We start from the raw sequence: 22,440 nt of genomic DNA, 5'->3' as shown, positions 1-22,440 counted from the left end.
TCCCCAGTGAGCTCATGTCGTTCGCTCGTTCAGTGCGCGTCGGCGATGTGGTGCGTGCCGATGCGCTTGCGGAACACCCAGTACGTCCAGCCCTGGTACAGCAGCACCAACGGAGTGGCGATGCCGGCGCACCAGGTCATGATCTTGAGGGTGTACGGGCTGGAGGAGGCGTTGGAGACCGTCAGGTTCCAGGCGTCGTTCAGCGAGGACGGCATCACGTTCGGGAAGAGCGTCAGGAAGAGCATGGCGACCGCCGCCGTGATGGTCAGCCCGGAGAACGCGAAGGACCAGCCCTCGCGCCCCGCCGCGATGGCGCCGATGGCCACGACCAACGACACCACGGCGGTGATCATCGCCGCCAGGCTCCAGCCGTTGCCGTTGTCCGCCTGCGTCCACGCGAGAAAGCCCAGCGCGAGCAGCGCGGTGGCCAGGCCCAGCTTGAAGGCGAGCCCGCGCGCCCGCTCCCTGATGTTGCCGACGGTCTTGAGCGCGGCGAACACCGCGCCGTGGAAGGTGAAGAGGAACAACGTGACCAGCCCGCCGAGGACGGCGTACGGATTGAGCAGGTCCCAGAGGTTGCCGACGTACTCCATGTCGGCATCGATCTTCACGCCGCGGACGATGTTCCCGAAGGCCACGCCCCAGAGAACGGCCGGGATCAGCGAGGTCCAGAAGATCGCGTGCTCCCAGTTGGTCTGCCACCGCTCCTCCGGCCGCTTCGCCCGGTACTCGAAGGCCACCCCGCGCACGATCAGGCAGATCAGGATGAGCAGCAGGGGGAGGTAGAAGCCGGAGAACAGGGTGGCGTACCACTCGGGGAAGGCCGCGAAGGTCGCGCCGGCCGCGCTGAGCAGCCACACCTCGTTCCCGTCCCAGACCGGCCCGATCGTGTTGATCAGGACCCGACGCTCCTTGCGGTCCCGGGCCAGCAGCTTGGTGAGGACCCCGATGCCGAAGTCGAATCCCTCCAGGAAGAAGTAGCCGATCCACAGGACGGCTATGAGCACGAACCAGACGTCGTGGAGTTCCATCTCTCAGCTCCGCTTGATCTCAGTAGGAGAAGGCCATCGGCCGGTCGGCGTCCTGGTCGTGGCCGCCGATCCGGGTGGGCGGGTTGAGGTCGGCCTCGGTGAGCTCGGGCGGTCCGGCCTTGACGTACTTCAGGAGGAGCTTGACCTCGATGACGGCGAGCACCGCGTAGAGCGCGGTGAACCCGATCATGGAGGTGAGGATCTCCCCCTGCGAGACCCCCGGGGAGACCGCGTCTCGGGTCTGGAACACCCCGTACACCACCCAGGGCTGGCGTCCCGTCTCCGTGAAGATCCAGCCCCAGGAATTGGCGATCAAGGGGAAGAGCATGGTCCAGAGGGCTGTGATCCAGTACAGCTTGGCGAGCTTCGGGCTCAGCGCCTTGTTCCTGAAGAGGACCAGATTCGGTACGTCGTCCTCACCGGTCCGCAGCGCCTCCGGGAGCATGAACTTCTTCCGCGTCAGCCAGAGCCCCAGGATGCCGAGGCCGAAGGAGGCCATGCCGAAGCCGATCATCCACCGGAAGCTCCAGAACGCGACCGGGATGTTGGGCCGGTAGTCGCCCGGGCCGTACTTCTCCTGCTCCGCCTTGTTGATGTCGTTGATGCCGGGGATGTACGAGGTGAAGGTGTCGTCCGCGAGGAAGGACAGCACGCCCGGGATGGAGATCTCGACGGTGTTGTGCCCCTCGGCGACGTCTCCGACCGCGAAGAGCGAGAAGGGCGCCCCGTCCTCGCCCTCCCACAGCGCCTCGGCCGCTGCCATCTTCATGGGCTGCTGCTTGAACATCACCTTGCCGAGAAGGTCACCGCTGACGGCGGTCAGCAGGCCGGCGACCACCACGGTGACCAGGCCGAGCCGCAACGAGGTCCGCATCACCCGGATGTGCCTCTTGCGCGCCAGGTGGAAGGCGGCGATGCCGACCATGAAGGCGCCGCCCACGAGGAACGCGGCGGTGATCGTGTGGAAGAACTGGGCGAGCGCCGTGTTCTGGGTCAGCACATGCCAGAAGTCCGTGAGCTCGGCACGCCCGCGTTCCTCGTTGATCTGGTAGCCGACCGGGTGCTGCATCCAGGAGTTGGCGGCCAGGATGAAGAACGTCGAGAGGATCGTGCCGATGGACACCATCCATATACAGGCGAGATGGATCTTCTTCGGCAGCTTGTCCCAGCCGAAGATCCACAGGCCGATGAAGGTGGACTCGAAGAAGAACGCGATCAGCGCCTCGAAGGCGAGGGGAGCCCCGAAGACGTCACCGACGAACCGCGAGTAGTCCGACCAGTTCATGCCGAACTGGAACTCCTGGACGATGCCGGTGACCACACCCATGGCTATGTTGATCAGGAAAAGCTTGCCCCAGAACTTGGTGGCCCTGAGGTACTTCTCGTTGTCCGTGCGCACCCAGGCGGTCTGCAGGCCGGCGGTGAGCGCGGCGAGGGAGATCGTCAGGGGGACGAACAGGAAGTGGTAGACGGTGGTGATGCCGAACTGCCAGCGCGCCAGGGTCTCTGGTGCCAGAGCCAGGTCCACGACTCTTCTCCTTACGTCGCCGCGATCACGCCCCCAGGCCGCCCGTCGAACCACCCGATCATGGGAGGAAACGGGACGCGCTTGTGAACGCGTTCACATTCACAAGCAATTATGGCGCACCTGTATTCGATCTCGTCGGGTGGGGGGTGGTTTCCGGCCGACCGGCGCGAGCCGCCCGAACCGGCCAGGCCCCGGACCGTGCACCGGGGCCTGGGACCCGCGGAAGAAAGGCGGCCCCGGACCTCGGTGATCGAGGTCCGGGGCCACCGGGGGTACGGGTGACAGCCGCGCCGCTACAGCTCCCGGCCGAAGGACTCCGCCACCTTCAGGAACACGTCATTGGCCTCGGCCTCCCCGATCGTGACCCGCACGCCCTCACCGGCGAAGGGCCGCACGACCACGCCGGCCCGCTCGCAGACCCCGGCGAATTCGAGCGTGCGTTCCCCGAGCCGCAGCCAGACGAAGTTCGCCTGCGACTCCGGCACGGTCCAGCCCTGCCGCACGAGCCCCTCGTACACCCGGGAACGCTCGCCCACCAGCGATCCGACCCTGCCCAGCAGCTCGTCCTCGGCGCGCAGCGAGGCGACAGCGGCGTCCTGGGCGACCTGGCTGACACCGAACGGGACGGCCGTCTTGCGCAGCGCCGCCGCCACGGGTTCGTGTGCCACCGCGAAACCGACCCGCAGACCGGCGAGACCGTACGCCTTGGAGAAGGTGCGGAGCACCGCGACGTTGGGCCGGTCCCGGTAGATCTCGATCCCGTCCGGCACATCGGCGTCCCGGATGAACTCCTTGTACGCCTCGTCGAGCACGACCAGGACGTCGTCCGGGACACGGTCGAGGAACCGCTCCAGCTCCGCCCGGCGCACCACCGTGCCGGTCGGGTTGTTCGGATTGCAGACGAAGATCATTCGCGTCCGGTCGGTGACCGCGCCGGCCATCGCGTCGAGATCGTGCACCTCACCGTCGGTCAGCGGGACCTTGACCGACGTCGCGCCGCTGACCTGCGTGATGATCGGGTAGGCCTCGAACGAGCGCCAGGCGTAGATGACCTCGTCCCCCGGCCCGGAAGTGGCCTGGAGCAGCTGCTGAGCGACACCGACCGAGCCCGTGCCGGTGGCCAGGTGGGAGACCGGCACACCGAATCTGTCGGCCAGCTCGTTCATCAGGCCGGTGCAGGCCATGTCCGGATACCTGTTGAAGTCCGCGGCCGCGGCGAGCACCGACTCCATCACACCGGGCAACGGGGGGTACGGGTTCTCGTTGGAGGACAGCTTGAAGGCAACCGGCCCCTCCGCGGACGCCGGCTTGCCCGGTACATACGCAGGGACGCCGTCCAGCTCGGCGCGCAGCTTCGGGCTCGTCTCGCTCACCGCAGGTCCTCCTCGACCGTCCGTACACATCAATACTGCTCACCTTATGAGGATTGGGCACCTGTGCGAATGGCCAGGCTCCGAAATCGCCCTCCCGGACGGGAATCGCCCGCCTTGCGCCGCTCCGGCGGACCCCGGGAGGGGGGAGCGCCGCGCGTCTCGCCGCACGCCGGTCGCTCACTCCGTGGCGCGCATCCCTCGAACAGGTGAGTTGAGACCTCTTCGAGACATGGACCATTCAGCAGGTTCCTGCGCACCGATGCATGACACGTCGACACAGAAACCGTCAACGCCCTTGTTTTGCAAGGCATTTACGTCTTAATGATCATGCAGAAACGTGCCTGTCAACGTATGCATATGCGACCGGCCTGACCCGGCTCCGGAGCCCTACTATCGGCTCGCCATGACAGCAGCAGGGAAGCACCAGGTGAGCCGGACAGAGACGCCCCGGCGCAGCGGCCGGCAAGGACGGGCGGGGATCCGGGATGTAGCCGCAGCGGCCGGCGTCTCCATCACGACCGTGTCCGACGCCCTCAACGGCAAGGGCAGGCTCCCGGACGCCACCCGTCGCCATGTCCGCGAGGTCGCCGAACGGCTGGGCTACCGCCCGTCAGCGGCTGCCCGAACCCTCCGTACCGGCAAGTCGGGGCTCATCGGCCTGACCGTGACCACGTACGGGGATGAACCTTTCACCTTCACCGAATTCGCGTACTTCGCGGAGATGGCGAGAGCCGCCACATCGGCCGCGCTCGCCCGCGGCTACGCCCTCGTGATCCTCCCCGCCACCTCGCGCCACGACGTGTGGTCCAACGTCGCGCTCGACGGCACGGTCGTCATCGACCCCTCCGACCAGGACCCGGTGGTCACCGAACTCGTGCGCCAGGGGCTTCCCGTCGTCTCCGACGGCCGCCCCGCGGGCACGCTCCCGGTCACCGCCTGGGTCGACAACGACCACCGGGCGGCCGTCCTCGACCTCCTGGACCACCTCGCGGCCGCGGGAGCCCGCCGCATCGGGCTGCTGACCGGCACCACCACCGACACGTACACCCGACTCTCCACCACCGCCTATCTGCACTGGTGCGAGCGGGTCGGCCAGGATCCGGTCTACGAGTCCTACCCGGCCCACGACCCCTGCGCCGGCGCCGTCGCGGCGGACCGCCTCCTCGCCCGGCCCGACCGCCCCGACGCCGTCTACGGGCTCTTCGACCCCAACGGCACCGATCTGCTGGCCGCCGCGCGCCGCTACGGCCTGCGGGTCCCCGAGGACCTCCTGCTGGTCTGCTGCAGCGAATCCACGGTGTACGCGTCCACCGAGCCCCCCATCACCACGCTCTCGCTGAAGCCCCGCAGGATCGGTACGGCCGTCGTCCAGCTCCTCATCGACGCCATCGAAGGGGTCGAGCACGACGGCCCGGTGGAGCAGGTGATACCGACGGAACTCATCGTCCGGACGTCCTCACAACGGCGTCCGCCGCGCACCACCGTCAGCCCTCCGCGATCACCCGCCGGGGACTGAACGGATTAATCCGGACCAAACGGCCGATGAACCGGATGCTCGCGCGGATTCAACACCCCTGGTGCGTCACACAGCACGATCCGCATTCCTATGATGGGCGCACGACACCGCGGACCACCTCTACCAGGCAGGGCCCGTCAGGTGTACGGAGGCGCGACGGTGGTGGAGGGGTCGATGACTCAGGGGGCCGGTCAGGAACCCGTGGTGCGGACAGCGACGTTGCGTGACTTCCGCGTACCGCCGTATGCGCAGGTGCCCATGCCCGCGCCCTTGCCGCACCCCGGCAACGCCGTGGTGGGCGACGAACCGCCGGAGGGGTACACCCCCACCGAGCGCGATCTTCCCGTGATCAACCGTGGCGACACCGTGCGGATGGAGACCGTGGCGGAGGCCCGGCCCGCCGCCGACTCCGGCCGCGGTCCGCTGTACGTCGTCGGAGACGTCCACGGCTACCTGGACGAGCTCCTGGCCGCCCTGCGCGAGCAGGGCCTCGTCGACGCCGACGGCCGGTGGGCGGCCGGCAACGCCAGGCTCTGGTTCCTCGGCGACTTCACCGACCGCGGTCCGGACGGCATCGGCGTCATCGATCTCGTCATGCGCCTCTCCGCGGAGGCCGCGGCCGCCGGCGGGTACTGCAAGGCGCTCATGGGCAACCACGAACTGCTGCTGCTCGGTGCGAAGAGGTTCGGCGACACCCCGGTGAACTCCGGCGCCGGAACGGCGACCTTCCAGGCCGCCTGGCTGCTCAACGGCGGCCAGAAGACGGACATGGAACGGCTCCAGGACGTCCACCTCCAGTGGATGTCCCGGCTCGACGCGGTGGTCGAGGAGGACGGGCATCTGCTGATGCACTCCGACACGACCGCCTACCTCGACTACGGCTCCACCATCGAGGACGTCAACGACACGGTGCACGCCATTCTCACGCGGAACGACGCCGATGAGTGCTGGGACCTCTTCCGCAAACTCACCAAGCGGTTCGCCTTCCGCGACGAGGGCGGCGCCCAGGCCGTTCGCGAACTGATGTCGACGTACGGCGGGCAGCGCGTCGTCCATGGCCACAGCCCCATTCCGTATCTCCTCGGAGAGGTCGGAACGGAGGAGGGCGAGGACGTGGCACGGCCCGTGGTGGACGGCCCGCACGTCTACGCGGAAGGGCTCGCCATCGCCATGGACGGCGGGGTGACCATGGCCGGAAAGCTGTTGGTCGTCCAACTTCCCCTGCATGACTGACGGTCGTCGGGGAAGACGCATGACGACCCGACACCGTCAGCCGCTGGGCCAATTTCCGGAAACACCCTGTCACCCCGTGCCGTAGGCGCTCTACCATCGGCGTACCAGTCGCAGGCTCTCCTCCGTTTCCGCCCGATCGCCCGGCCCGTACGGTCGGTCAGGCCTTACGGAGCATCGGGGGATGCACATGAAAAGCGCTCCGCACCTGCTGGCCGAGGACCGCCCCGAGTACGAGCGGATCCTTGCCGACGCGCTGCGTCATGCTCACGAACGACCGGATCTGGACGGAATCGGCGACCGTCTCAACACGGAACAGCTGCGGACGATGGCGCTCAACGCCACGCCTCTGATCACCGCGGCGGCGGCCACCGAGTACGACCACTACGTGAAGGTCCGCGGCGAGCTGCGCGGCCCCGGCGACCCGGACGACCAGGCGTCCGTCCTCATCCCCGCCACGGAAGAGGCCGACCCCACGGGCGCCGGCACCCTCGCGATGATCGCCGTGCTGGCACCGGTCCTCGCGGGTACGGCCGCGCTCATATTCCTGGCCGTCGGCTACCCGCTGAAGGCGCTCAGTCCCGCCCCGGCCTTCGCCGGGACCATGGTCGCCGCCGGGTGGTTCTTCGCCGCCGTCGCCGCCGCGGCCATCCTCGTCGCCGCGGTGGGTCTCCTCGTCACCGCCCTGCGCAACGGCGCCACCGCGCTGCCGGCCGTGGACGAGGAGGAGGAACTCCCCGAGGACGTGGCGCGTGCCCGGGAGGCGTGGCGCCACGCGCTGCTGGAACGCGGAATCCTGCCCTTCCTCCGGGACGCACTGGCCGATCCGACCGCGGGGCCCGCCTCGCGCACACCGCACCGCTCGGCCAACCGGATCCCGAAGATCGGCTACAGCAGGCCGGACTTCTCCGGGCCGGAGGACGGCCCCTCGGCCGGCCCGCGCCCCACGTTCACCAGCCCCGACTTCACCAGCCCCGACTACGGCGGCCCGGAGCACCAGCCGGAGTGATCCGGCGGGACCCGGCACGGCAGAGGCCGGAACGGCGTGCTGCCGCTCCGGCCTCTTCAGACATCACGCCCGGTGAGGAGCTCAGATCCCCTGCGGGGCGAGCTTCGGGTTCGGGCCGTACTCGTTCACCTCGCGCACACCCTCGAGGCACATGAAGACGAGCAGGATGATGCCGCCCACGAGCGGGACGAACGAGATCAGGATCCACCAGCCGGAGCGGCCGGTGTCGTGCAGGCGGCGCACGACCACGGCTATCGTCGGGATGATCACGGCCAGCAGGTAGATGATGTAAGGAATCTGCGAGTCGATGGCCAGGCCGAGCAGGCTCAGGACGACCGCGATGATGAAGTTGAAGAGTACGAACATCCAGTACTCCTTGCGGCGCGCACGCCCGCCGAAGCCCGCGTAGTTCTTGAGTACAGCCAGGTACCAGTTCACTGTGCTTCCCTCCCCTGGCGCCCCCGTTCGGGACGCACACCAATTTCGGCCAAGCACAGCGGAAGGTAAAGCACAGATAAGGAAACGGTCAACTGCGTTCGGGCTGCCGCGGAAACTTACATCGACCTGCTGCACAGCCGTGTCCATACTGACGCCGAAAGTTCCTCGAGGGTGCGACAGGACGGTCCTGAACGGCCTGAACCAGCCATTGTGGGAACGCTTCATGCTCTATCGCCGCAATCTGACGATCAGACAAACGCCTGTTCCTGCACGGCCCTACTCCGTACGTCGGTCCGGTCCGGGAAAATCCGATGGCCCCTCGGCTCGGCCGCGTGACAGCCTTCGGGGTCATGGATGCGGACATCTGGAACACCCGGGTAGCGCAGAGCTACGACGAGTCCTCCGCCCACATGTACACACCCGAAGTCCTGGTCCCCACGGTCGACTTCCTCGAGCGCCGCGCGGGCCACGGTGCCGCGCTGGAGTTCGCCGTCGGGACGGGGCGGGTCGCGCTTCCGCTGAGTGCGCGGGGGGTCCGTGTGGCGGGAATCGAGAAGTCCGGGCCGATGGCACGTGAGCTCGGCAGGAAGCGCGGTGCCGACGGCATCACCGTGACCGCCGGAGACATGAGCACCGCCCGGGGCTCCGGGCACGTTCAGCCTGGTCTACGTCGTCTACAACGCCCTCACCTGCCTGCTCTCCCAGCGCGAGCAGGTCGCGTGCTTCCGCAACGCCGCGGAGCATCTGACACCGGGCGGCCGCTTCGTGGCCGAGGTCTTCATCCCCGAACTGCAGCGTCTGCCACCGGGCGAGACCTCCCGGCCGATCCACGTAGGCGAGCGGCACGTCGGCTTCGACACGTACGACCTGGTGGAGCAGCAGGTGGTCTCGCACCACTACTCGATCGCCGACGGCCGGGTCTCCACGTTCCTCTCGCCCCACCGCTACGTCTGGCCCGCCGAACTCGACCTGATGGCCGAGCTCGCGGGTCTGGAGCCGTCCGAGCGGTGGGCCGACTGGACCGAGGCGCCGTTCACGGCGTCCAGCAGGTCGCACGTCTCCGTGTGGAGGAAGCCGCCCACGCCGTGAGAACCGGACGGCCGGCAGGCGGTGCGCCACCGGACCGTGGCGGGGCTCCACGGGCCCCCGCCACGGTCAGCAGCTCAGTCCGCCAGCGGCAGGTACACGCGGTTGCCGCTCGCCGCGAACTCCCTGGACTTCTCCGCCATCCCCGCCTCGATCACGGCCTGGTCGTCGCCGTGCTCCCGCCGGATGTCGTGCGAGATCTTCATCGAGCAGAACTTCGGCCCGCACATCGAGCAGAAGTGGGCCGTCTTCGCCGGCTCGGCCGGCAGCGTCTCGTCGTGGAACTCCCTCGCGGTGTCGGGGTCGAGCGCCAGGTTGAACTGGTCCTCCCAGCGGAACTCGAACCGGGCGTCCGACAGGGCGTCGTCCCACTCCTGCGCCCCGGGGTGCCCCTTGGCCAGGTCCGCCGCATGAGCGGCGATCTTGTACGTGATGACACCGGTCTTCACGTCGTCACGGTTCGGCAGCCCCAGGTGCTCCTTGGGCGTGACGTAACAGAGCATCGCCGTCCCCCACCAGGCGATCATCGCCGCGCCGATGCCCGAGGTGATGTGGTCGTACGCCGGTGCGACGTCCGTGGTGAGGGGGCCCAGCGTGTAGAAGGGCGCCTCCTCGCAGATCTCCTGCTGGAGGTCGATGTTCTCCTTGATCTTGTGCATGGGGACGTGCCCCGGGCCCTCGATCATGGTCTGTACGCCGAACCGCTTGGCGACGGTGTTGAGCTCACCGAGCGTCCGGAGTTCGGCGAACTGGGCCTCGTCGTTGGCGTCGGCGATGGAGCCGGGACGCAGCCCGTCACCGAGCGAGTACGTCACGTCGTACGCCGCGAGGATCTCGCAGAGCTCCTCGAAGTGCTCGTACAGGAACGACTCCTTGTGGTGTGCCAGGCACCATGCGGCCATGATGGAACCGCCGCGCGAGACGATCCCGGTCTTGCGTCGGGCCGTCAGCGGGACGTACGGCAGCCGCACGCCGGCGTGCACCGTCATGTAGTCGACGCCCTGCTCCGCCTGCTCGACGACGGTGTCCTTGTAGATCTCCCACGTCAGCTCCTCGGCCCGGCCGTCGACCTTCTCGAGTGCCTGGTAGAGCGGGACGGTGCCGATCGGCACGGGGGAGTTGCGCAGGACCCACTCGCGGGTGGTGTGGATGTTGCGGCCGGTGGAGAGGTCCATGACCGTGTCGGCGCCCCACTTGGTGGCCCAGGTCATCTTGTCCACCTCCTCCTCGATCGAGGAGGTGACCGCGGAGTTGCCGATGTTGGCGTTGACCTTCACCAGGAAGCGCTTGCCGATGATCATCGGCTCGATCTCCGGGTGGTTGACGTTGGCCGGCAGGACCGCCCGGCCCGCCGCGATCTCCTCGCGCACGACCTCGGGTCCGACGTTCTCCCGGATCGCGACGTACTCCATCTCCGGGGTGATCTCGCCCCGGCGGGCGTACGCGAGCTGTGTCACGGGCCGGCCGTCGCGGCTGCGGCGGGGCTGGCGCGGGCGGCCGGGGAAGACCGCGTCCAGGTTGCGCAGACCGCCCCTCGGCGAGGTGTGCTTCAGCCCGTCGTCCTCGGGACGCGCGGGCCGTCCCGCGTACTCCTCGGTGTCCCCCCGGGCGATGATCCAGTTCTCCCGGAGAGGGGCGAGCCCCCGGCGCACGTCGGTGTCTGTGGTGGGGTCGGTGTACGGCCCGGACGTGTCGTACAGCGTCACGTCCTTGCCGTTGGTGAGGTGCACCTGACGGACCGGCACCCGGAGATCCGGGCGTGAGCCCTGGACGTAACCCTTGTGCCAGCCGATGGACTTCCCGGCCTCTTCGCCCTCCGCGTTCTGGGCGTTCTGTTTCGAGGCAGGCGTGCGTGCGTCCGCTGTGGTCATGAGACCTACTCCCTACGCCGGCATTACCCGGTAACAGGTTCGGCGGTCGGCGCAGCGTGTCCCGTACGGATATACGGAGGTCAGCGCCCTCTCAGCCCGGTGCTCCGAGCTCCCGCGTGTACAAATGTGCCTCCACGCTAACCTCCGCTCTGGCGTGCTGGCCAGAGGGCCTCCCCTGTTCTTGGGATGATCGCAGGGTGACGTCCCCCGGAAGCGCCCCCGAACCCCACGGCCCCGCAGCAGGCAGCACCCAGAGTCATGCGCACGGCCACACCCACAGCCACGGGCCTGCCGCACCCGTGTCCAAGCATCTGCGCAAGGTCATCGCGGCCGTGCTCATCCCCTTCGCCACCGCGGTCCTGGTCGGCCTCGTGGCCTTCTGGCCGGGCGGGGCGCCCGCCCATGAGCGCACGGGGGTCGGCTTCGACCGTCAGACCCAGGACGGGCAGGTCACCAAGGTCGTGGCGGTCGACTGCGCGGACGTCAACGCCTCGCAGGTACCGCCCACCGGAGACACCTCCACCGCGTCGGGACGCGAAGCCGTCAACGAGCAGTCGGGGGAGTGCAAGAAGGCCACGGTCGAGGTGACCACCGGCAAGGACGAGGGCCGTACGTTCGTCGAGGTCGTACAGCCCGACGCTCCCCGGCAACTGCGCGAGGGCCAAGGGGTGGTCGTCGCGTACGCACCCGACGCACCCCGGGACCTGCAGTACTCGGTGACCGACATCGACCGCTCGTTCCCGATGGCGCTGCTCGCCGGGATCTTCGCCCTCGTGGTGGTCGCGGTGGGCAGGCTGCGCGGTCTGATGGCCCTGATCGCTCTCGCCGTCTCCTTCGCCGTGCTGACCCTGTTCATCCTTCCGGCGATCCTGCAGGGCTCGAACCCCTTGGTGGTCGCGGTGATCGGGGCCAGCGCCATCATGCTGATCGCCCTCTACACCTGCCACGGACTGACGGCCCGCACCTCCGTGGCCGTCATCGGCACACTCATCTCGCTGCTGCTCATCGGGCTGTTGGGCTCGCTCTTCATCGGCTGGGCCAGCCTGTCCGGGAACACGGATGACAACACCGGCCTGATCCACGGCCTGTACCCGGACATCGACATGAGCGGCCTGCTGCTCGCCGGTGTGATCATCGGCTCGCTCGGTGTGCTCGACGACGTGACTGTGACCCAGACGTCGGCGGTCTGGGAGCTGCACCAGGCGGACCCGACGATGGGCGTGCGCCGGCTCTACCGGGCCGGAATCCGGATCGGGCGCGACCACATCGCCTCGGTCGTCAACACGCTCGTCCTCGCGTACGCGGGCGCGGCACTCCCCCTGCTGCTGCTGTTCTCGATCGCACAGAGCAGCGTGGGCACGGTGGCCAACAGTGAGCTGGTCGCCGAGGAGATCGTCCGCACGCTGATCGGATCGATCGGCCTGGTCGCCTCGGTGCCGGTGACGACGGTGCTCGCGGCCCTGGTGGTCTCCGCGGACCGCACGGGGCTCGGCGCGGAAGCCGGAGCTCCTGCACCCGCACGGACCGGGAGGGGACGACGCCGCAAGGCGTGAGCCGGGGCACCGGACGCATGGACCCGGGCCACCGGTGCTCGGTGGTCAGCCGGATCTTCCTTCTTCAGCCGGCGTTCTGTTCCTTGGCGAGGATGCGGCCCAGCGCCTCTTCCAGATTGCCGTCGAAGTCACCCAGCGTGTGCTCCTGCCCCAATGGCACCAGCTTGTCCGTCCGGTCGAGAAATGCCACAAGAGGTGCCGTGCCGGCCCTGAAGAGCGCACGGTCCGCGCCGACCTGAAGGCGGATGTGTACATCCGACAGCCCTTCGGGCTCGGTCGGGCCGATGTGCACATCGCCGTCACCACTGGGGCTGTTGAGACCGTCGAGCAGCAGCTCACGGCCGAATGCCCAGGTGACGGGGGCGTCACCTGGCAGGTGGAAGGTCATCCGGATCGCATACGGATCACTGACCTCGTACCGGAGCTCCACCGGAATACGGAAGGAGAGCTCCTCGGAGACGAGGAAGCTCATCATGACCTCTGCTTGAACCGACTCGCGCATCGTTCAACCCCGCAGTAGATGAAACTGGCCAGGAATGATCCCCCATGGCCCTATTGACGCCATCGTGGTGCACGCGATAGCAGATCACAAGGAGTGATTTTTCAGATACTGATAGAGAACACGAACGAGCGCAAGAGCGTGGTCACTTCGCAGCGTAGTTGTTCGACTGCGGGGAGCAACCGTTCCTCTTGGTGCAATGGGAGAGAAACAGCCATGGCCGCCACGGCGGAACCGACAGTGATCGGAATGGCCGCACAGACGGTTCCCACGGCGTACTCCTGCCGTTCGACGACAGGTTCCGTACGTTTCATCGATCTCAGCCGGTTCAGCAAGGTCTGACGGTCCCTTACGGAGTAACGCGTCAGCGGCCGGACCGGGTGCCGGTCCAGATGATCCTCGCGCGCACGCTCGTCGAGCTGCCCCAGAAGGCACTGCCCGAGGGCGTGGGCATGGCCCGTCTCGCGGAACGAGGCCCACTCGTGCACCGCGGGGACGGCCGGCGTCTCCGCCACGGCGACCATCTCGATCTCGCCATCCTTGTACAGGGCGCAGTACACAGGGGCACCGATGACGTCCGCCCAGTGGGCGAGCGATTCGACGATCACGCCGGGACGCGGCGTCGCGGGGCCTCCGCCCAGGCGCTCGGCCGCGGCTCCGAACAGGAAGACGCCGTTCTCCCTGCGGAGATACCCCTCATGGGTCAGGGTCCGCAGCAGGTGGTAGGCGGTGGGAAGGGGAAGCCCGGCCTCCCGGGCGAGCTGCTTGGCCGGCGCCCCGTCCCGGTGGGTGCCCACTGCCTCCATAAGTCTCAACGCCCGCTGAACCGAACCGATCAACGTCGGGACAGCGGTACTCGATGCCGTGGTCACAGGTCACCCCCAGGCATGGTGACGGGCTCTCGGCCCACCCGCGGGGGCCGCCCCCACGGGCCCGCCGCGAGCCTGGGGTCCGGAGACCGGACGGTCGCACAAACCACTGGGCAGGATGGTGACGGACCGTCATTTCCCAGCTGGCGGCAGCGGTACGCAACTGTATCCGTACGTTCAGTCACGAGTGAGGTTTCGACCGCGACTTAGCTCAGCTGGGCTAATCGCCGAATCTCGTTGCCGTCGCGTGGTCTTCGGAACACCGCGTGACCGGGCGTCCGGCCGCGCCTCCTACCAGTCGCTGCGCTCGGACGAGGACATGAACTTCCGCACGACGAAGATCAGTCCGCCCACGAGGACGACGAATACCAGCGCCTTGAACAGCAGTCCGATGACGAACCCGACCACGCTGGCGATCAGCCCGCCGAACACGACGATCGCGATGAGAGGCACCGCGACCCACTTCACCCACCAGGGCATCCCCGCGAAAATCTCCCGCACCGCCATCGCCGCTACCTCGTCTCTGTGAGTTCCTGCTTCGATGCTAGGGGCGCGGGGGTGGCCGGCGGGCGCCCGGTAGCCCTTGAAGTCCCCTGAGCGATCCCCTAGGGAACATCGGGACGCGAGGGGCCCGGCCCCCGGGAGAACCGGGTCAGCCCTCGGGCGGCGAGAAGATCACCATCACCCTGAGGTCCTCGGTGATGTGGTGGAACTTGTGAGCGGCTCCCGCGGGCACGTACACGACGCTCCCCCGCGCCACCTGCGTGGTCTCCGTACCGACCGTGATCGCGGCGCGGCCGCTCACGACGAGGTAGACCTCGTCCTGCTTGTGCGGCTGCTGCGGATCGAGGGCGCCGGCGTCCAGGGCGTACAGGCCCACGGACATGTTGCGTTCCCGGATGAACTGCAGGTAAGCGCCGTCGTTGGCAGCGCGTTCCGCCTCCAGCTCGTCCAGCCTGAATGCCTTCATCGTCCGTCCGCCCCTCGCACCCGTGCCGGTCTGTTCCGGCGGTGTCCGCCACAGATCATGTCTGCCACGATCAGACACATGAAGAATTTCGTAGTCAAGACGATCGCCAACGCGGGTGCGCTGGCCGTGGCCATCTGGTTGCTCCAGGACATCACGCTGACCGGTGACAACACCGGACGCAAGGTGCTCACCCTGGTCGTGGTCGCCTTGCTCTTCGGCCTGGTCAACTTCATCGTCAAGCCGGTGGTGAAGCTGCTCACCCTGCCCCTGTTCATCCTGACGCTCGGGCTGATCACGCTGGTGGTCAACGCCCTCATGCTGATGCTGACCTCGTGGCTGGCTGGCGTCATCGACGTGAACTTCCATGTCGAAGGCTTCTGGACCGCGGTCCTGGGCGGGCTCATCATCTCGGTGGTGTCGTGGGCGCTCAACGTGGTGCTCCCCGACGAGGACTGATCCACCCCTTGATGACACAGTGCAGGACGGACCGGTGGACGCCGGGGAGAGATGAGGTAGTGACATGAGCACCACGGGCGACGGGACACGGGCCGTACGGGCGGGCCTTCCCGAACCGGAGCAGTACGAGCCCACGCTTCCGGGCCCGGTCTTCGCCGCGCACTTCCATCTGTCCGGCGAGCCGGTCGGCCCCTACACCTACGGCCGGGAGACGAATCCGACCTGGACCCACCTGGAGCGCGCCATCGGCGAGCTGGAGGCGCCGGGGGAGCAGGTCGAGACCACGGTCTTCGCCTCCGGGATGGCCGCCATCTCGTCCGTGCTGCTGTCCCAGGCGCGGACGGGCGATGTCTTGGTCCTGCCGAACGACGGCTATCAGGCGCTCCCCCTGGTGCGGGAGCAGTTGGAGGCGTACGGGATCGAGGTGCGGACCGCGCCGACCGGCGGAGACGCGCAGCTGGAGCTGCTCGACGGAGCGAAGCTGCTGTGGATCGAGACCCCCTCCAACCCCGGCCTCGACGTCTGTGACGTGCGCAGGCTGGTGGAGGCCGCGCACGCCGCGGGTGTGCTGGTGGCGGTCGACAACACGCTGGCCACCCCTCTCGGCCAGCGTCCCCTCGAACTCGGGGCGGACTTCTCGGTGGCCAGTGACACCAAGGGCATGACCGGGCACGGGGACATCCTGCTCGGCCATGTGAGCTGCCTGGACCCGGAACTCGCGGCCGGCGTGCGGCGCTGGCGCAAGGTGGTCGGCGCCATCCCCGGCCCGATGGAGGCCTGGCTCGCGCACCGTTCGCTGGCCACGCTGCAGCTGCGGACCGACCGCCAGTGCGCGACCGCCCTGACGCTGGCCGAGGCCCTGTCCGAGCGGGCGGACGTGGCGGGGCTCCGGTACCCGGGGCTGCCCGGGGACCCCTCGTACGCGACCGCCGTGCGGCAGATGCGGCGCTTCGGCTCCGTGGTCTCGTTCGTGCTGGCGGACAAGGACACCGCGGAGCGGTTCCTGTCCGAGCTCCGCCTGGTGGACGACGCGACGAGCTTCGGCGGCGTACGCTCCACGGCCGAGCGCCGGGCGCGTTGGGGCGGGGACACGGTTCCGGAGGGCTTCATCCGGTTCTCGGTCGGAGCCGAGGACCCCGAGGATCTGCTGGCGGACGTGGAACGCGCGCTGGACGCCTCCGTGCGCTGACCTTTCCCTTCGGGGCCCATTCGGGGCCCTTCGGGTCTCTTCGGGGCCCTTCGGTCCCGGCAGGACCGGTCCGGGTCGGGCGTCCCCGTCAACCGGACCGGTCCTGCTCCGGACGGGTGGTCCGAGCCTCCCCCCTCGTGACTCGGACCACCCCGGTTCCTGCGCCGAGAACCGCTTGGACAAGGCTAGTTGACTCTGCGTCAGTGTCCAATCACAGTAGCGACAGCGGCCTATCGACATATTTATAGTTGGGGCCGTCGTGAGGGACGGTGCGGGACGGCACAGTGTGCGCGAGGGCGGAGGGGGCGGACCATGGACCTGGCCCTGCTGCGCACATTCGTCACGGTGCACCGGGCCGGATCGTTCACCCGGGCCGCCGCCCTGCTCGGGCTGTCCCAGCCGGCCGTCACGTCGCAGATACGCGCACTGGAGCGTCAGCTGGGCCGTCCGCTCTTCCTGCGCAGGGCCCGCGGGGTGACTCCGACGACCGTCGGCGACGAGCTGGCCCACCGGGCCGCCCCTCACCTGGACGCCCTGGTCGACATCGTCGAGGTGGAGCTCGACGCGGAGGCGGGGGCACGCACACTGCACCTGGCGGGCCCCCCGGAGTTCACCTCCGTACGGGCTCTGCCCGCCCTCACTCCGCTGATCTCCCAGGGGCTCGCGCTGCGCAGCACCTTCGTCGCGAACCCCGAGGACACCCTCGAAGGGCTGGCGGCCGGACATCATGATCTGGCCATCACCACCGCCCGGCCGCGCGGTGGGCTGCTGACGTCGACCACCCTCTGCGACGAGGAGCACGTCCTGGTCGCGGCGCCGCGCTGGGCAGGGCGCCTGGGTCCCGGCGCGTTGCGTCACAAGGGCTCCGTACTCCTGGAGCAGTTGCCGGTGGTCGAGGTGCACGAGAGCCTTCCCCTGGTTTCCCGCTACTGGGCGACGGTCTTCGACAGCCGCCCCGCGGCGTCCGCCGCCGTGATCGCGCCGGACCTCCGCGCGGTTCTGGAGTGCGCCGCAGCGGGTGCCGGCCTCGCCGTGCTGCCGCGCTATCTGTGTGAGGAGGCGTTGGAGCGGGGGGAGGTCGTGGCGCTGCTGGACCCTCCGGTGCCACCGCTGCGCACGTACTTCCTCATCGCGAGGACCGGCACACTCGGCCTCCCGCACATCGCGCGGGCGCACGAGTGGCTCGTGCGTGCTGCCGTGGACTGGTGACCGGTCGGCCGACAGGAGTTTCAGATCGGGTTTCCCGGGCCACTCTCTTGCCATGACCGAACGTCCAGTGGTCAAGCGCACAGCACGCGCCGTCCTCCTCGACGGCGATGACCTCATCCTGATCAAGCGCACCAAGCCCGGTGTCGATCCGTACTGGCTCACGCCGGGTGGCGGAGTCGAACCGGAGGACGACACCGTCGTCGACGCACTGCACCGCGAGGTCGATGAAGAGCTCGGCGCCAAGATCGTCGATGTCGTGCCCTGCTTCGTGGACACCGTCGAACATATCGCCGGCGGCGGCGTCAAAGGCGTGAAGGTGCAGCACTTCTTCGTCTGCCGGCTCGCCTCGATGGACCCGTCGCGTCGCCATGGACCGGAAATCGACGAACCATGCGGTGAGTACGAGATCGTCCGGGTCCCCTTCAGCCGCATCGGCATCGCGGCCGTACACCTCGTGCCCCTGTCGCTGCGGCACTACTTGGACGGCAACATCGAGGGCGTACGGGCGATGCACGCACCCGACCTGGGCTGAGACGGGCGGAGAGGACATGCGGCGTAGGCGGGACGCCCCCCGCCTACGCCGAGGCCAGTAGCCAGGGATACTCCCGCTGTCAGATGACCGCTCACTCCGCGCTTGGCACCGTGTTTCACGTGAAACCACTCAAGCGTCCTGTGCGCCGCAGCATCCTCGTCGCCCACGTAGCGGTATCCGTGAGCTGGCTGGGCCTCACCGTAGGGCTGCTGACTCTCGGCCTCACCGCGTTCCTCACCCACGACGCCGCGATGGCTCAGGCGGCCACCCGCGCCATGAAGGTCTTCGGTGACTGGCTCGTCGTGCCGGTCGCCCTGCTGTCCCTTCTCAGTGGTCTGCTCCTGGCGCTCGGCACCCCGTGGGGCCTGGCAAGACACCGTTGGGTCTGGACGAAGTTCTGGCTGACTCTGATCACCGCGGGGTTGTCGGTCTTCTCGCTCCGACCGGGCATCAACGAGGCCGCGGCCCGGGGTGCAACAGACATCGATCTGGTGATCGCACCCTCGGTGGCCACGGCCACGTACCTCTTCATCACCGCGATATCGGTACTGAAGCCGTGGGGACCGACTCGCCGGGGCCGACGGCTGCGTCAGGAGCATGCGCGGCAACCTGCCGACCGGGGGTGACCGAGCGCCGTTCGAGCACACCGGAGAGCACCGCCAGAAGCAGCGCGGCCGCTGCGAGGGCGGCGCCGACCCAGTTGGGCGCGGTGTAGCCGAACCCGGCCGCGATCACGATGCCGCCGAGCCACGCCGAGAGCGCGTTCCCGAGGTTGAAGGCCCCGATGTTGACGGCGGAGGCCAGGGTGGGAGCGCCGGCCGCCTGGTCGAGCACGCGCTTCTGGAGCGGCGGAACGGTCGCGAAGCCGAGAGCTCCGATGAGGACGATCGTCACCGCGGCGGCGATCTTGTTGTGCGCGGTCAGCGTAAACAGGGCCAGCACCGCGGCCAGGGCGCCGAGCGACACGTACAGCATCGGCATCAGATGGCGGTCGGCGAACTTCCCGCCGAGCAGATTCCCGCCGACCATGCCGAGCCCGAAGAGGACCAGCAGCCAGGTGACGGAGGACGTCGCGAAGCCGGCGGTCTCCGTCATCATCGGGGTGATGTAGGTGATCGCCGCGAAGACGCCGCCGAAGCCCAGGACCGTCATCGCCATGGCGAGCAGCACCTGGACATTGCGGAACGCGGCCAGTTCGTGGCGGATCCGCACCCCCTGAGGCTTCGGCTGCTCAGGAACGAGCTTCGCCACGCCGAGGAGGCCCAGGACGCCGAGCCCCGCGACGACGAAGAACGTGATGCGCCAGCCGAGGGTCTGACCGATGAAGGTCCCCAGCGGGACGCCTACGACGTTGGCGACCGTGAGCCCGGTGAACATCATGGCGATGGCGCCGGCCTTCTTCTCCGGAGCGACCAGATCCGCCGCGACGACTGATCCGATACCGAAGAAGGCGCCGTGGGCGAGTGAGGCGATCACCCGTCCGGTGAGCATCACACCGAAGCTCGGGGCGAGTGCGGACACCACGTTCCCCACGACGAAGAGCCCCATCAGGAGCATCAGCATCCGCTTTCTGGTCACCCGGGTGCCCAGAGCGGTCATCAGCGGAGCGCCGAGGACCACGCCCAAGGCGTAGCCCGTGACCAGGAAGCCTGCGGTCGGGATCGAGACGTGGAAGTCCGCCGCGACATCGGGAAGCAACCCCATGATCACGAACTCGGTGGTGCCGATACCGAATGCCCCGATGGCGAGGGCGAGGAGCGCGAGCGGCATGGGTGGAACCTTCCTGAAAGATTGCGTCTGCGCCTTACGAGCGTCCACAATAATTGCGTACGCTCTTTAATTGCAAGCGCGGGCTATTGCGTGTGTGCCCTATCCTGGAGGGAAGCAGCTGAGGGAAGCGGCTCCCGACGGAGGAGAGACCATGACAGCGACAGATCCCGCCCTGACGGCCCTCGCCCAGAGCTGGTGCGCCCTCTCCCTTCTCCACGGGAAGATCGAGGCCCGCATCGAACGGGCCCTGCAGACCCGCCACAGCCTCAGCGCGCGTGAGTTCTCCCTGCTCGACGTCCTGAGCCGCCAGCACAGCGGTACCGGTGGACACCTGCAGATGAAGCAGGTGGCGGATGCCGTGGTGCTGAGCCAGAGCGCTACCACGCGGCTGGTCACCCGTCTCGAGGACCGGGGGCTCCTCACCCGCTACCTCTGTGACACAGACCGTCGGGGCATCTACACGGACGTCACCGAGGCGGGTCTCACGCTACTGAGCGAGGCGAGGCCGACCAACGACACCGCGCTGCGCGCCGCTCTCGACGAGGCTGCCGAGAACCCGGAACTCGCCCCGCTGGTCCGGACGGTCGAGGCACTGAAGGTCCCCGCCTGACCGGGCCCGTTTGCGTAGTCTGCCGATCATGAGCGATCTCGACATACGTCCTGCGTCACCCGCGGACATCCCCGCCATCGTGGCCATGCTCGCCGACGACCCGCTGGGTGCGCAGCGCGAGTCCCCGGACGACCTCACGCCGTACCACGCCGCGTTCCGGCGGCTCGACGGCGACCCGAACCAGCATCTGACCGTGGCCGTGCGCCAGGGCCGCGTCGTGGGCACCCTCCAGCTCACGATCGTGCCCGGGCTCTCCCGGCGTGGTGCGACCCGCTCCGTCATCGAGGGCGTCCGCGTCCACGCGGACGAGCGTGGCAGTGGCCTCGGCACGCAGTTGATCCAGTGGGCCGTCGACGAATCCAGGCGTCAGGACTGCCAGTTGGTGCAGCTGACCTCGGACGCCACCCGCACGGACGCCCACCGTTTCTACGAGCGGCTCGGCTTCACCGCGAGCCACGTGGGCTTCAAACTGGCCCTCTGAACCACAGAGCCCCGGACAGCGCGGCAGGCAGGGAGATCACGTGCACCGCATCGACGACGAGCAGCGCAGGATCAGGCTCGGCCGGCGGCATCTGCTGGCGCCGTCCGCGCGGGCCACGTCCGCCGTCGCGGTGGCGGACGCCGTCGTCGCCCTGCACGCGACCGATGCCGCCACCGTCTTCCTCTCCGTCTGCGCGCGGCTGACAGACCCCGGGGTCGGGGAGGTGGAACGGGCGCTCTACGAGGACGTCTCACTGGTGCGGCTGCTCTCCATGCGCAACACGTTGTTCACCGTGTCCACGACGGCCGCACCCGCCATCGACGCGTCGAGCGCACGTGCCGTGGCCGCCAGGGAGCGACGGCGGCTTCTCAAGCAGCTGCGGGAGGACGGCCAGGGGCTGGACGAGCGGTGGCTCGCCGACACCGAGCTCCAGACGCTCGCAGCCCTGACCACTCGGGGCCACGCCACGGGGAGCGAGCTGTCGGCGGCCGTACCGGCTCTGCGCACGAAGATCACTCTCTTCCCCGGGACAAGGCAGGAGGCGGTGCAGGGAGTAGCCACCCGGGTGATCCGGGTGCTGGCCGCCGACGGGCGCATCCGGCGGGACCGGCCGCGCGGTTCATGGACCTCCAGCCAGTTCCGCTGGACGGCAGCCGAGCCATGGCCCGCCTCGGACCCCGCCGAGGCCCGGGCGGACGTGGCCAGGCGCTGGCTCCTCTCCTACGGCCCCGCGACCGAAGGCGATCTGAAGTGGTGGACCGGCTGGGGCGTCCGTGAGACACGCACGGCCCTGGCTGCCGTCGGCGCGGAGGAGGTCCGGCTCGACAACGGGTCCGTCGGCTGGGTCGCTCCCGGGGATCTCGCCACCGAACCTTCCCCCGAGCCCTGGGCTGCCCTGCTGCCGGGCCTGGACCCGAGCGCGATGGGCTGGGCCGACCGCGGCTTCCACCTGCCCACCGGTCATCGAGCCGCACTCTTCGACCGCGCCGGCAACATCGGCCCCACGGTGTGGTGGAACGGCGGGATCGTGGGTGGCTGGGCCCAGCGCGCGGACGGCGAGCCCGTGTGGCGCCTGCTGTCCGACGTGGGACGGGAGGCTTCACAGCTCATCGAGGCAGAGGCGGACCGGCTGTCGGCGTGGACGGGCGACGCCCGGATCACCCCACGCTTCCGTACGCCTCTGGAACGCGAACTGACGGCCTGATTCCGTGCCGCCAAGG

The 22,440-nt window shown here is 68.7% G+C and carries 22 protein-coding genes, 1 pseudogene and 1 riboswitch; of the genes and pseudogenes, 13 read left to right on the top strand and 10 right to left on the bottom strand.

The window, feature by feature from the left end:
* Positions 1-29: 29 nt before the first annotated feature.
* The 3 genes from cydB to hisC all read right to left on the bottom strand — a co-directional run bounded on the left by cydB (position 30) and on the right by hisC (position 3,932).
* Positions 30-1,031: a cytochrome d ubiquinol oxidase subunit II gene (gene cydB / locus ACIP63_RS33400; protein WP_401523371.1), complete on the bottom strand. Its 1,002-nt coding sequence runs from the start codon at positions 1,029-1,031 to the stop codon at positions 30-32.
* Between the two features lie 19 nt (positions 1,032-1,050).
* The gene (locus tag ACIP63_RS33395; RefSeq protein ID WP_401523368.1) at positions 1,051-2,559 is read right to left on the bottom strand and encodes a cytochrome ubiquinol oxidase subunit I; all 1,509 of its coding nucleotides are present in this window, start codon (positions 2,557-2,559) and stop codon (positions 1,051-1,053) included.
* Positions 2,560-2,852: 293 nt separating this feature from the next.
* A complete protein-coding gene (gene hisC, locus ACIP63_RS33390; protein WP_401523366.1) occupies positions 2,853-3,932 on the bottom strand; it encodes a histidinol-phosphate transaminase in 1,080 nt (359 codons plus the stop codon).
* A gap of 403 nt (positions 3,933-4,335) precedes the next feature.
* Between hisC and ACIP63_RS33385 the strand changes: the two genes are divergently transcribed.
* From ACIP63_RS33385 to ACIP63_RS33375, 3 genes are all read left to right on the top strand, one after another.
* Positions 4,336-5,448: a LacI family DNA-binding transcriptional regulator gene (locus ACIP63_RS33385; protein ID WP_329230827.1), complete on the top strand. Its 1,113-nt coding sequence runs from the start codon at positions 4,336-4,338 to the stop codon at positions 5,446-5,448.
* Between the two features lie 174 nt (positions 5,449-5,622).
* A complete protein-coding gene (locus ACIP63_RS33380; protein ID WP_401523363.1) occupies positions 5,623-6,681 on the top strand; it encodes a metallophosphoesterase in 1,059 nt (352 codons plus the stop codon).
* A gap of 181 nt (positions 6,682-6,862) precedes the next feature.
* On the top strand, positions 6,863-7,687 hold the full coding sequence (locus ACIP63_RS33375; protein ID WP_401523361.1) for a hypothetical protein: 825 nt from the start codon (positions 6,863-6,865) through the stop codon (positions 7,685-7,687).
* Positions 7,688-7,768: 81 nt separating this feature from the next.
* Here the strand turns inward: ACIP63_RS33375 and ACIP63_RS33370 are convergent, their stop codons facing one another.
* Positions 7,769-8,125 (bottom strand): DUF805 domain-containing protein, encoded by a 357-nt coding sequence (locus ACIP63_RS33370; protein ID WP_401523358.1) that lies wholly within the window; start codon positions 8,123-8,125, stop codon positions 7,769-7,771.
* A 350-nt stretch (positions 8,126-8,475) separates the two neighbouring features.
* On the opposite strand from ACIP63_RS33370, the pseudogene ACIP63_RS33365 reads away from it, so the two are divergent.
* A pseudogene (locus ACIP63_RS33365) lies at positions 8,476-9,214 on the top strand (class I SAM-dependent methyltransferase).
* A gap of 74 nt (positions 9,215-9,288) precedes the next feature.
* Here the strand turns inward: ACIP63_RS33365 and thiC are convergent.
* Entirely contained in the window at positions 9,289-11,082 is a 1,794-nt protein-coding gene (gene thiC / locus ACIP63_RS33360) for a phosphomethylpyrimidine synthase ThiC (RefSeq protein WP_401523355.1), read from the bottom strand.
* Positions 11,075-11,208: riboswitch (TPP riboswitch) on the bottom strand. It overlaps the preceding gene by 8 nt.
* A 71-nt stretch (positions 11,209-11,279) precedes the next feature.
* On the opposite strand from thiC, the gene ACIP63_RS33355 reads away from it, so the two are divergent.
* On the top strand, positions 11,280-12,635 hold the full coding sequence (locus ACIP63_RS33355; protein WP_401523354.1) for a YibE/F family protein: 1,356 nt from the start codon (positions 11,280-11,282) through the stop codon (positions 12,633-12,635).
* A gap of 64 nt (positions 12,636-12,699) precedes the next feature.
* Here the strand turns inward: ACIP63_RS33355 and ACIP63_RS33350 are convergent, their stop codons facing one another.
* The 4 genes from ACIP63_RS33350 to ACIP63_RS33335 form a co-directional block, all read right to left on the bottom strand.
* Positions 12,700-13,137, bottom strand: coding sequence for an SsgA family sporulation/cell division regulator (locus tag ACIP63_RS33350; protein ID WP_073750747.1), 438 nt, complete (start codon positions 13,135-13,137; stop codon positions 12,700-12,702).
* A 101-nt stretch (positions 13,138-13,238) separates the two neighbouring features.
* On the bottom strand, positions 13,239-14,006 hold the full coding sequence (locus tag ACIP63_RS33345; RefSeq protein WP_401523352.1) for an IclR family transcriptional regulator: 768 nt from the start codon (positions 14,004-14,006) through the stop codon (positions 13,239-13,241).
* A gap of 288 nt (positions 14,007-14,294) precedes the next feature.
* A complete protein-coding gene (locus ACIP63_RS33340; protein WP_099173639.1) occupies positions 14,295-14,504 on the bottom strand; it encodes a DUF5326 family protein in 210 nt (69 codons plus the stop codon).
* Positions 14,505-14,655: 151 nt separating this feature from the next.
* Positions 14,656-14,973 (bottom strand): cupin domain-containing protein, encoded by a 318-nt coding sequence (locus ACIP63_RS33335; protein ID WP_362927564.1) that lies wholly within the window; start codon positions 14,971-14,973, stop codon positions 14,656-14,658.
* Between the two features lie 78 nt (positions 14,974-15,051).
* Here ACIP63_RS33335 and ACIP63_RS33330 point away from each other — a divergent pair, with 78 nt between their 5' ends.
* The 5 genes from ACIP63_RS33330 to ACIP63_RS33310 all read left to right on the top strand — a co-directional run bounded on the left by ACIP63_RS33330 (position 15,052) and on the right by ACIP63_RS33310 (position 18,985).
* On the top strand, positions 15,052-15,429 hold the full coding sequence (locus ACIP63_RS33330) for a phage holin family protein (protein WP_401523348.1): 378 nt from the start codon (positions 15,052-15,054) through the stop codon (positions 15,427-15,429).
* Positions 15,430-15,493: 64 nt separating this feature from the next.
* On the top strand, positions 15,494-16,618 hold the full coding sequence (locus ACIP63_RS33325; RefSeq protein WP_401523347.1) for a cystathionine gamma-lyase: 1,125 nt from the start codon (positions 15,494-15,496) through the stop codon (positions 16,616-16,618).
* 312 nt (positions 16,619-16,930) lie between these two features.
* On the top strand, positions 16,931-17,827 hold the full coding sequence (locus ACIP63_RS33320; protein ID WP_401523345.1) for a LysR family transcriptional regulator: 897 nt from the start codon (positions 16,931-16,933) through the stop codon (positions 17,825-17,827).
* A 52-nt stretch (positions 17,828-17,879) separates the two neighbouring features.
* Positions 17,880-18,359 carry an NUDIX domain-containing protein gene (locus ACIP63_RS33315; protein ID WP_401523342.1) on the top strand — a complete coding sequence of 160 codons (480 nt, stop codon included), beginning with the start codon at positions 17,880-17,882 and terminating at the stop codon, positions 18,357-18,359.
* A gap of 119 nt (positions 18,360-18,478) precedes the next feature.
* The gene (locus ACIP63_RS33310) at positions 18,479-18,985 is read left to right on the top strand and encodes a DUF2269 domain-containing protein (protein WP_401523340.1); all 507 of its coding nucleotides are present in this window, start codon (positions 18,479-18,481) and stop codon (positions 18,983-18,985) included.
* Here ACIP63_RS33310 and ACIP63_RS33305 read toward each other — a convergent pair.
* The gene (locus ACIP63_RS33305; protein WP_401523338.1) at positions 18,891-20,129 is read right to left on the bottom strand and encodes an MFS transporter; all 1,239 of its coding nucleotides are present in this window, start codon (positions 20,127-20,129) and stop codon (positions 18,891-18,893) included. The two genes, ACIP63_RS33310 and ACIP63_RS33305, sit on opposite strands and share 95 nt — an antisense overlap.
* A gap of 151 nt (positions 20,130-20,280) precedes the next feature.
* Between ACIP63_RS33305 and ACIP63_RS33300 the strand changes: the two genes are divergently transcribed.
* The 3 genes from ACIP63_RS33300 to ACIP63_RS33290 are packed head-to-tail and all read left to right on the top strand — an operon-like array spanning position 20,281 to position 22,424.
* A complete protein-coding gene (locus ACIP63_RS33300) occupies positions 20,281-20,739 on the top strand; it encodes a MarR family winged helix-turn-helix transcriptional regulator (protein ID WP_393763694.1) in 459 nt (152 codons plus the stop codon).
* A gap of 28 nt (positions 20,740-20,767) precedes the next feature.
* Entirely contained in the window at positions 20,768-21,220 is a 453-nt protein-coding gene (locus ACIP63_RS33295; protein ID WP_401523335.1) for a GNAT family N-acetyltransferase, read from the top strand.
* 40 nt (positions 21,221-21,260) lie between these two features.
* A complete protein-coding gene (locus ACIP63_RS33290; RefSeq protein WP_401523333.1) occupies positions 21,261-22,424 on the top strand; it encodes a winged helix DNA-binding domain-containing protein in 1,164 nt (387 codons plus the stop codon).
* The last annotated feature ends 16 nt before the right edge of the window (positions 22,425-22,440 follow it).

The sequence above is a fragment of the Streptomyces sp. NPDC088746 genome, from assembly GCF_044751065.1.
Taxonomy (GTDB): domain Bacteria; phylum Actinomycetota; class Actinomycetes; order Streptomycetales; family Streptomycetaceae; genus Streptomyces.
Note: the sequence above shows the minus strand (reverse complement) of the source record. Positions and strands in the feature narration are given on the sequence as shown.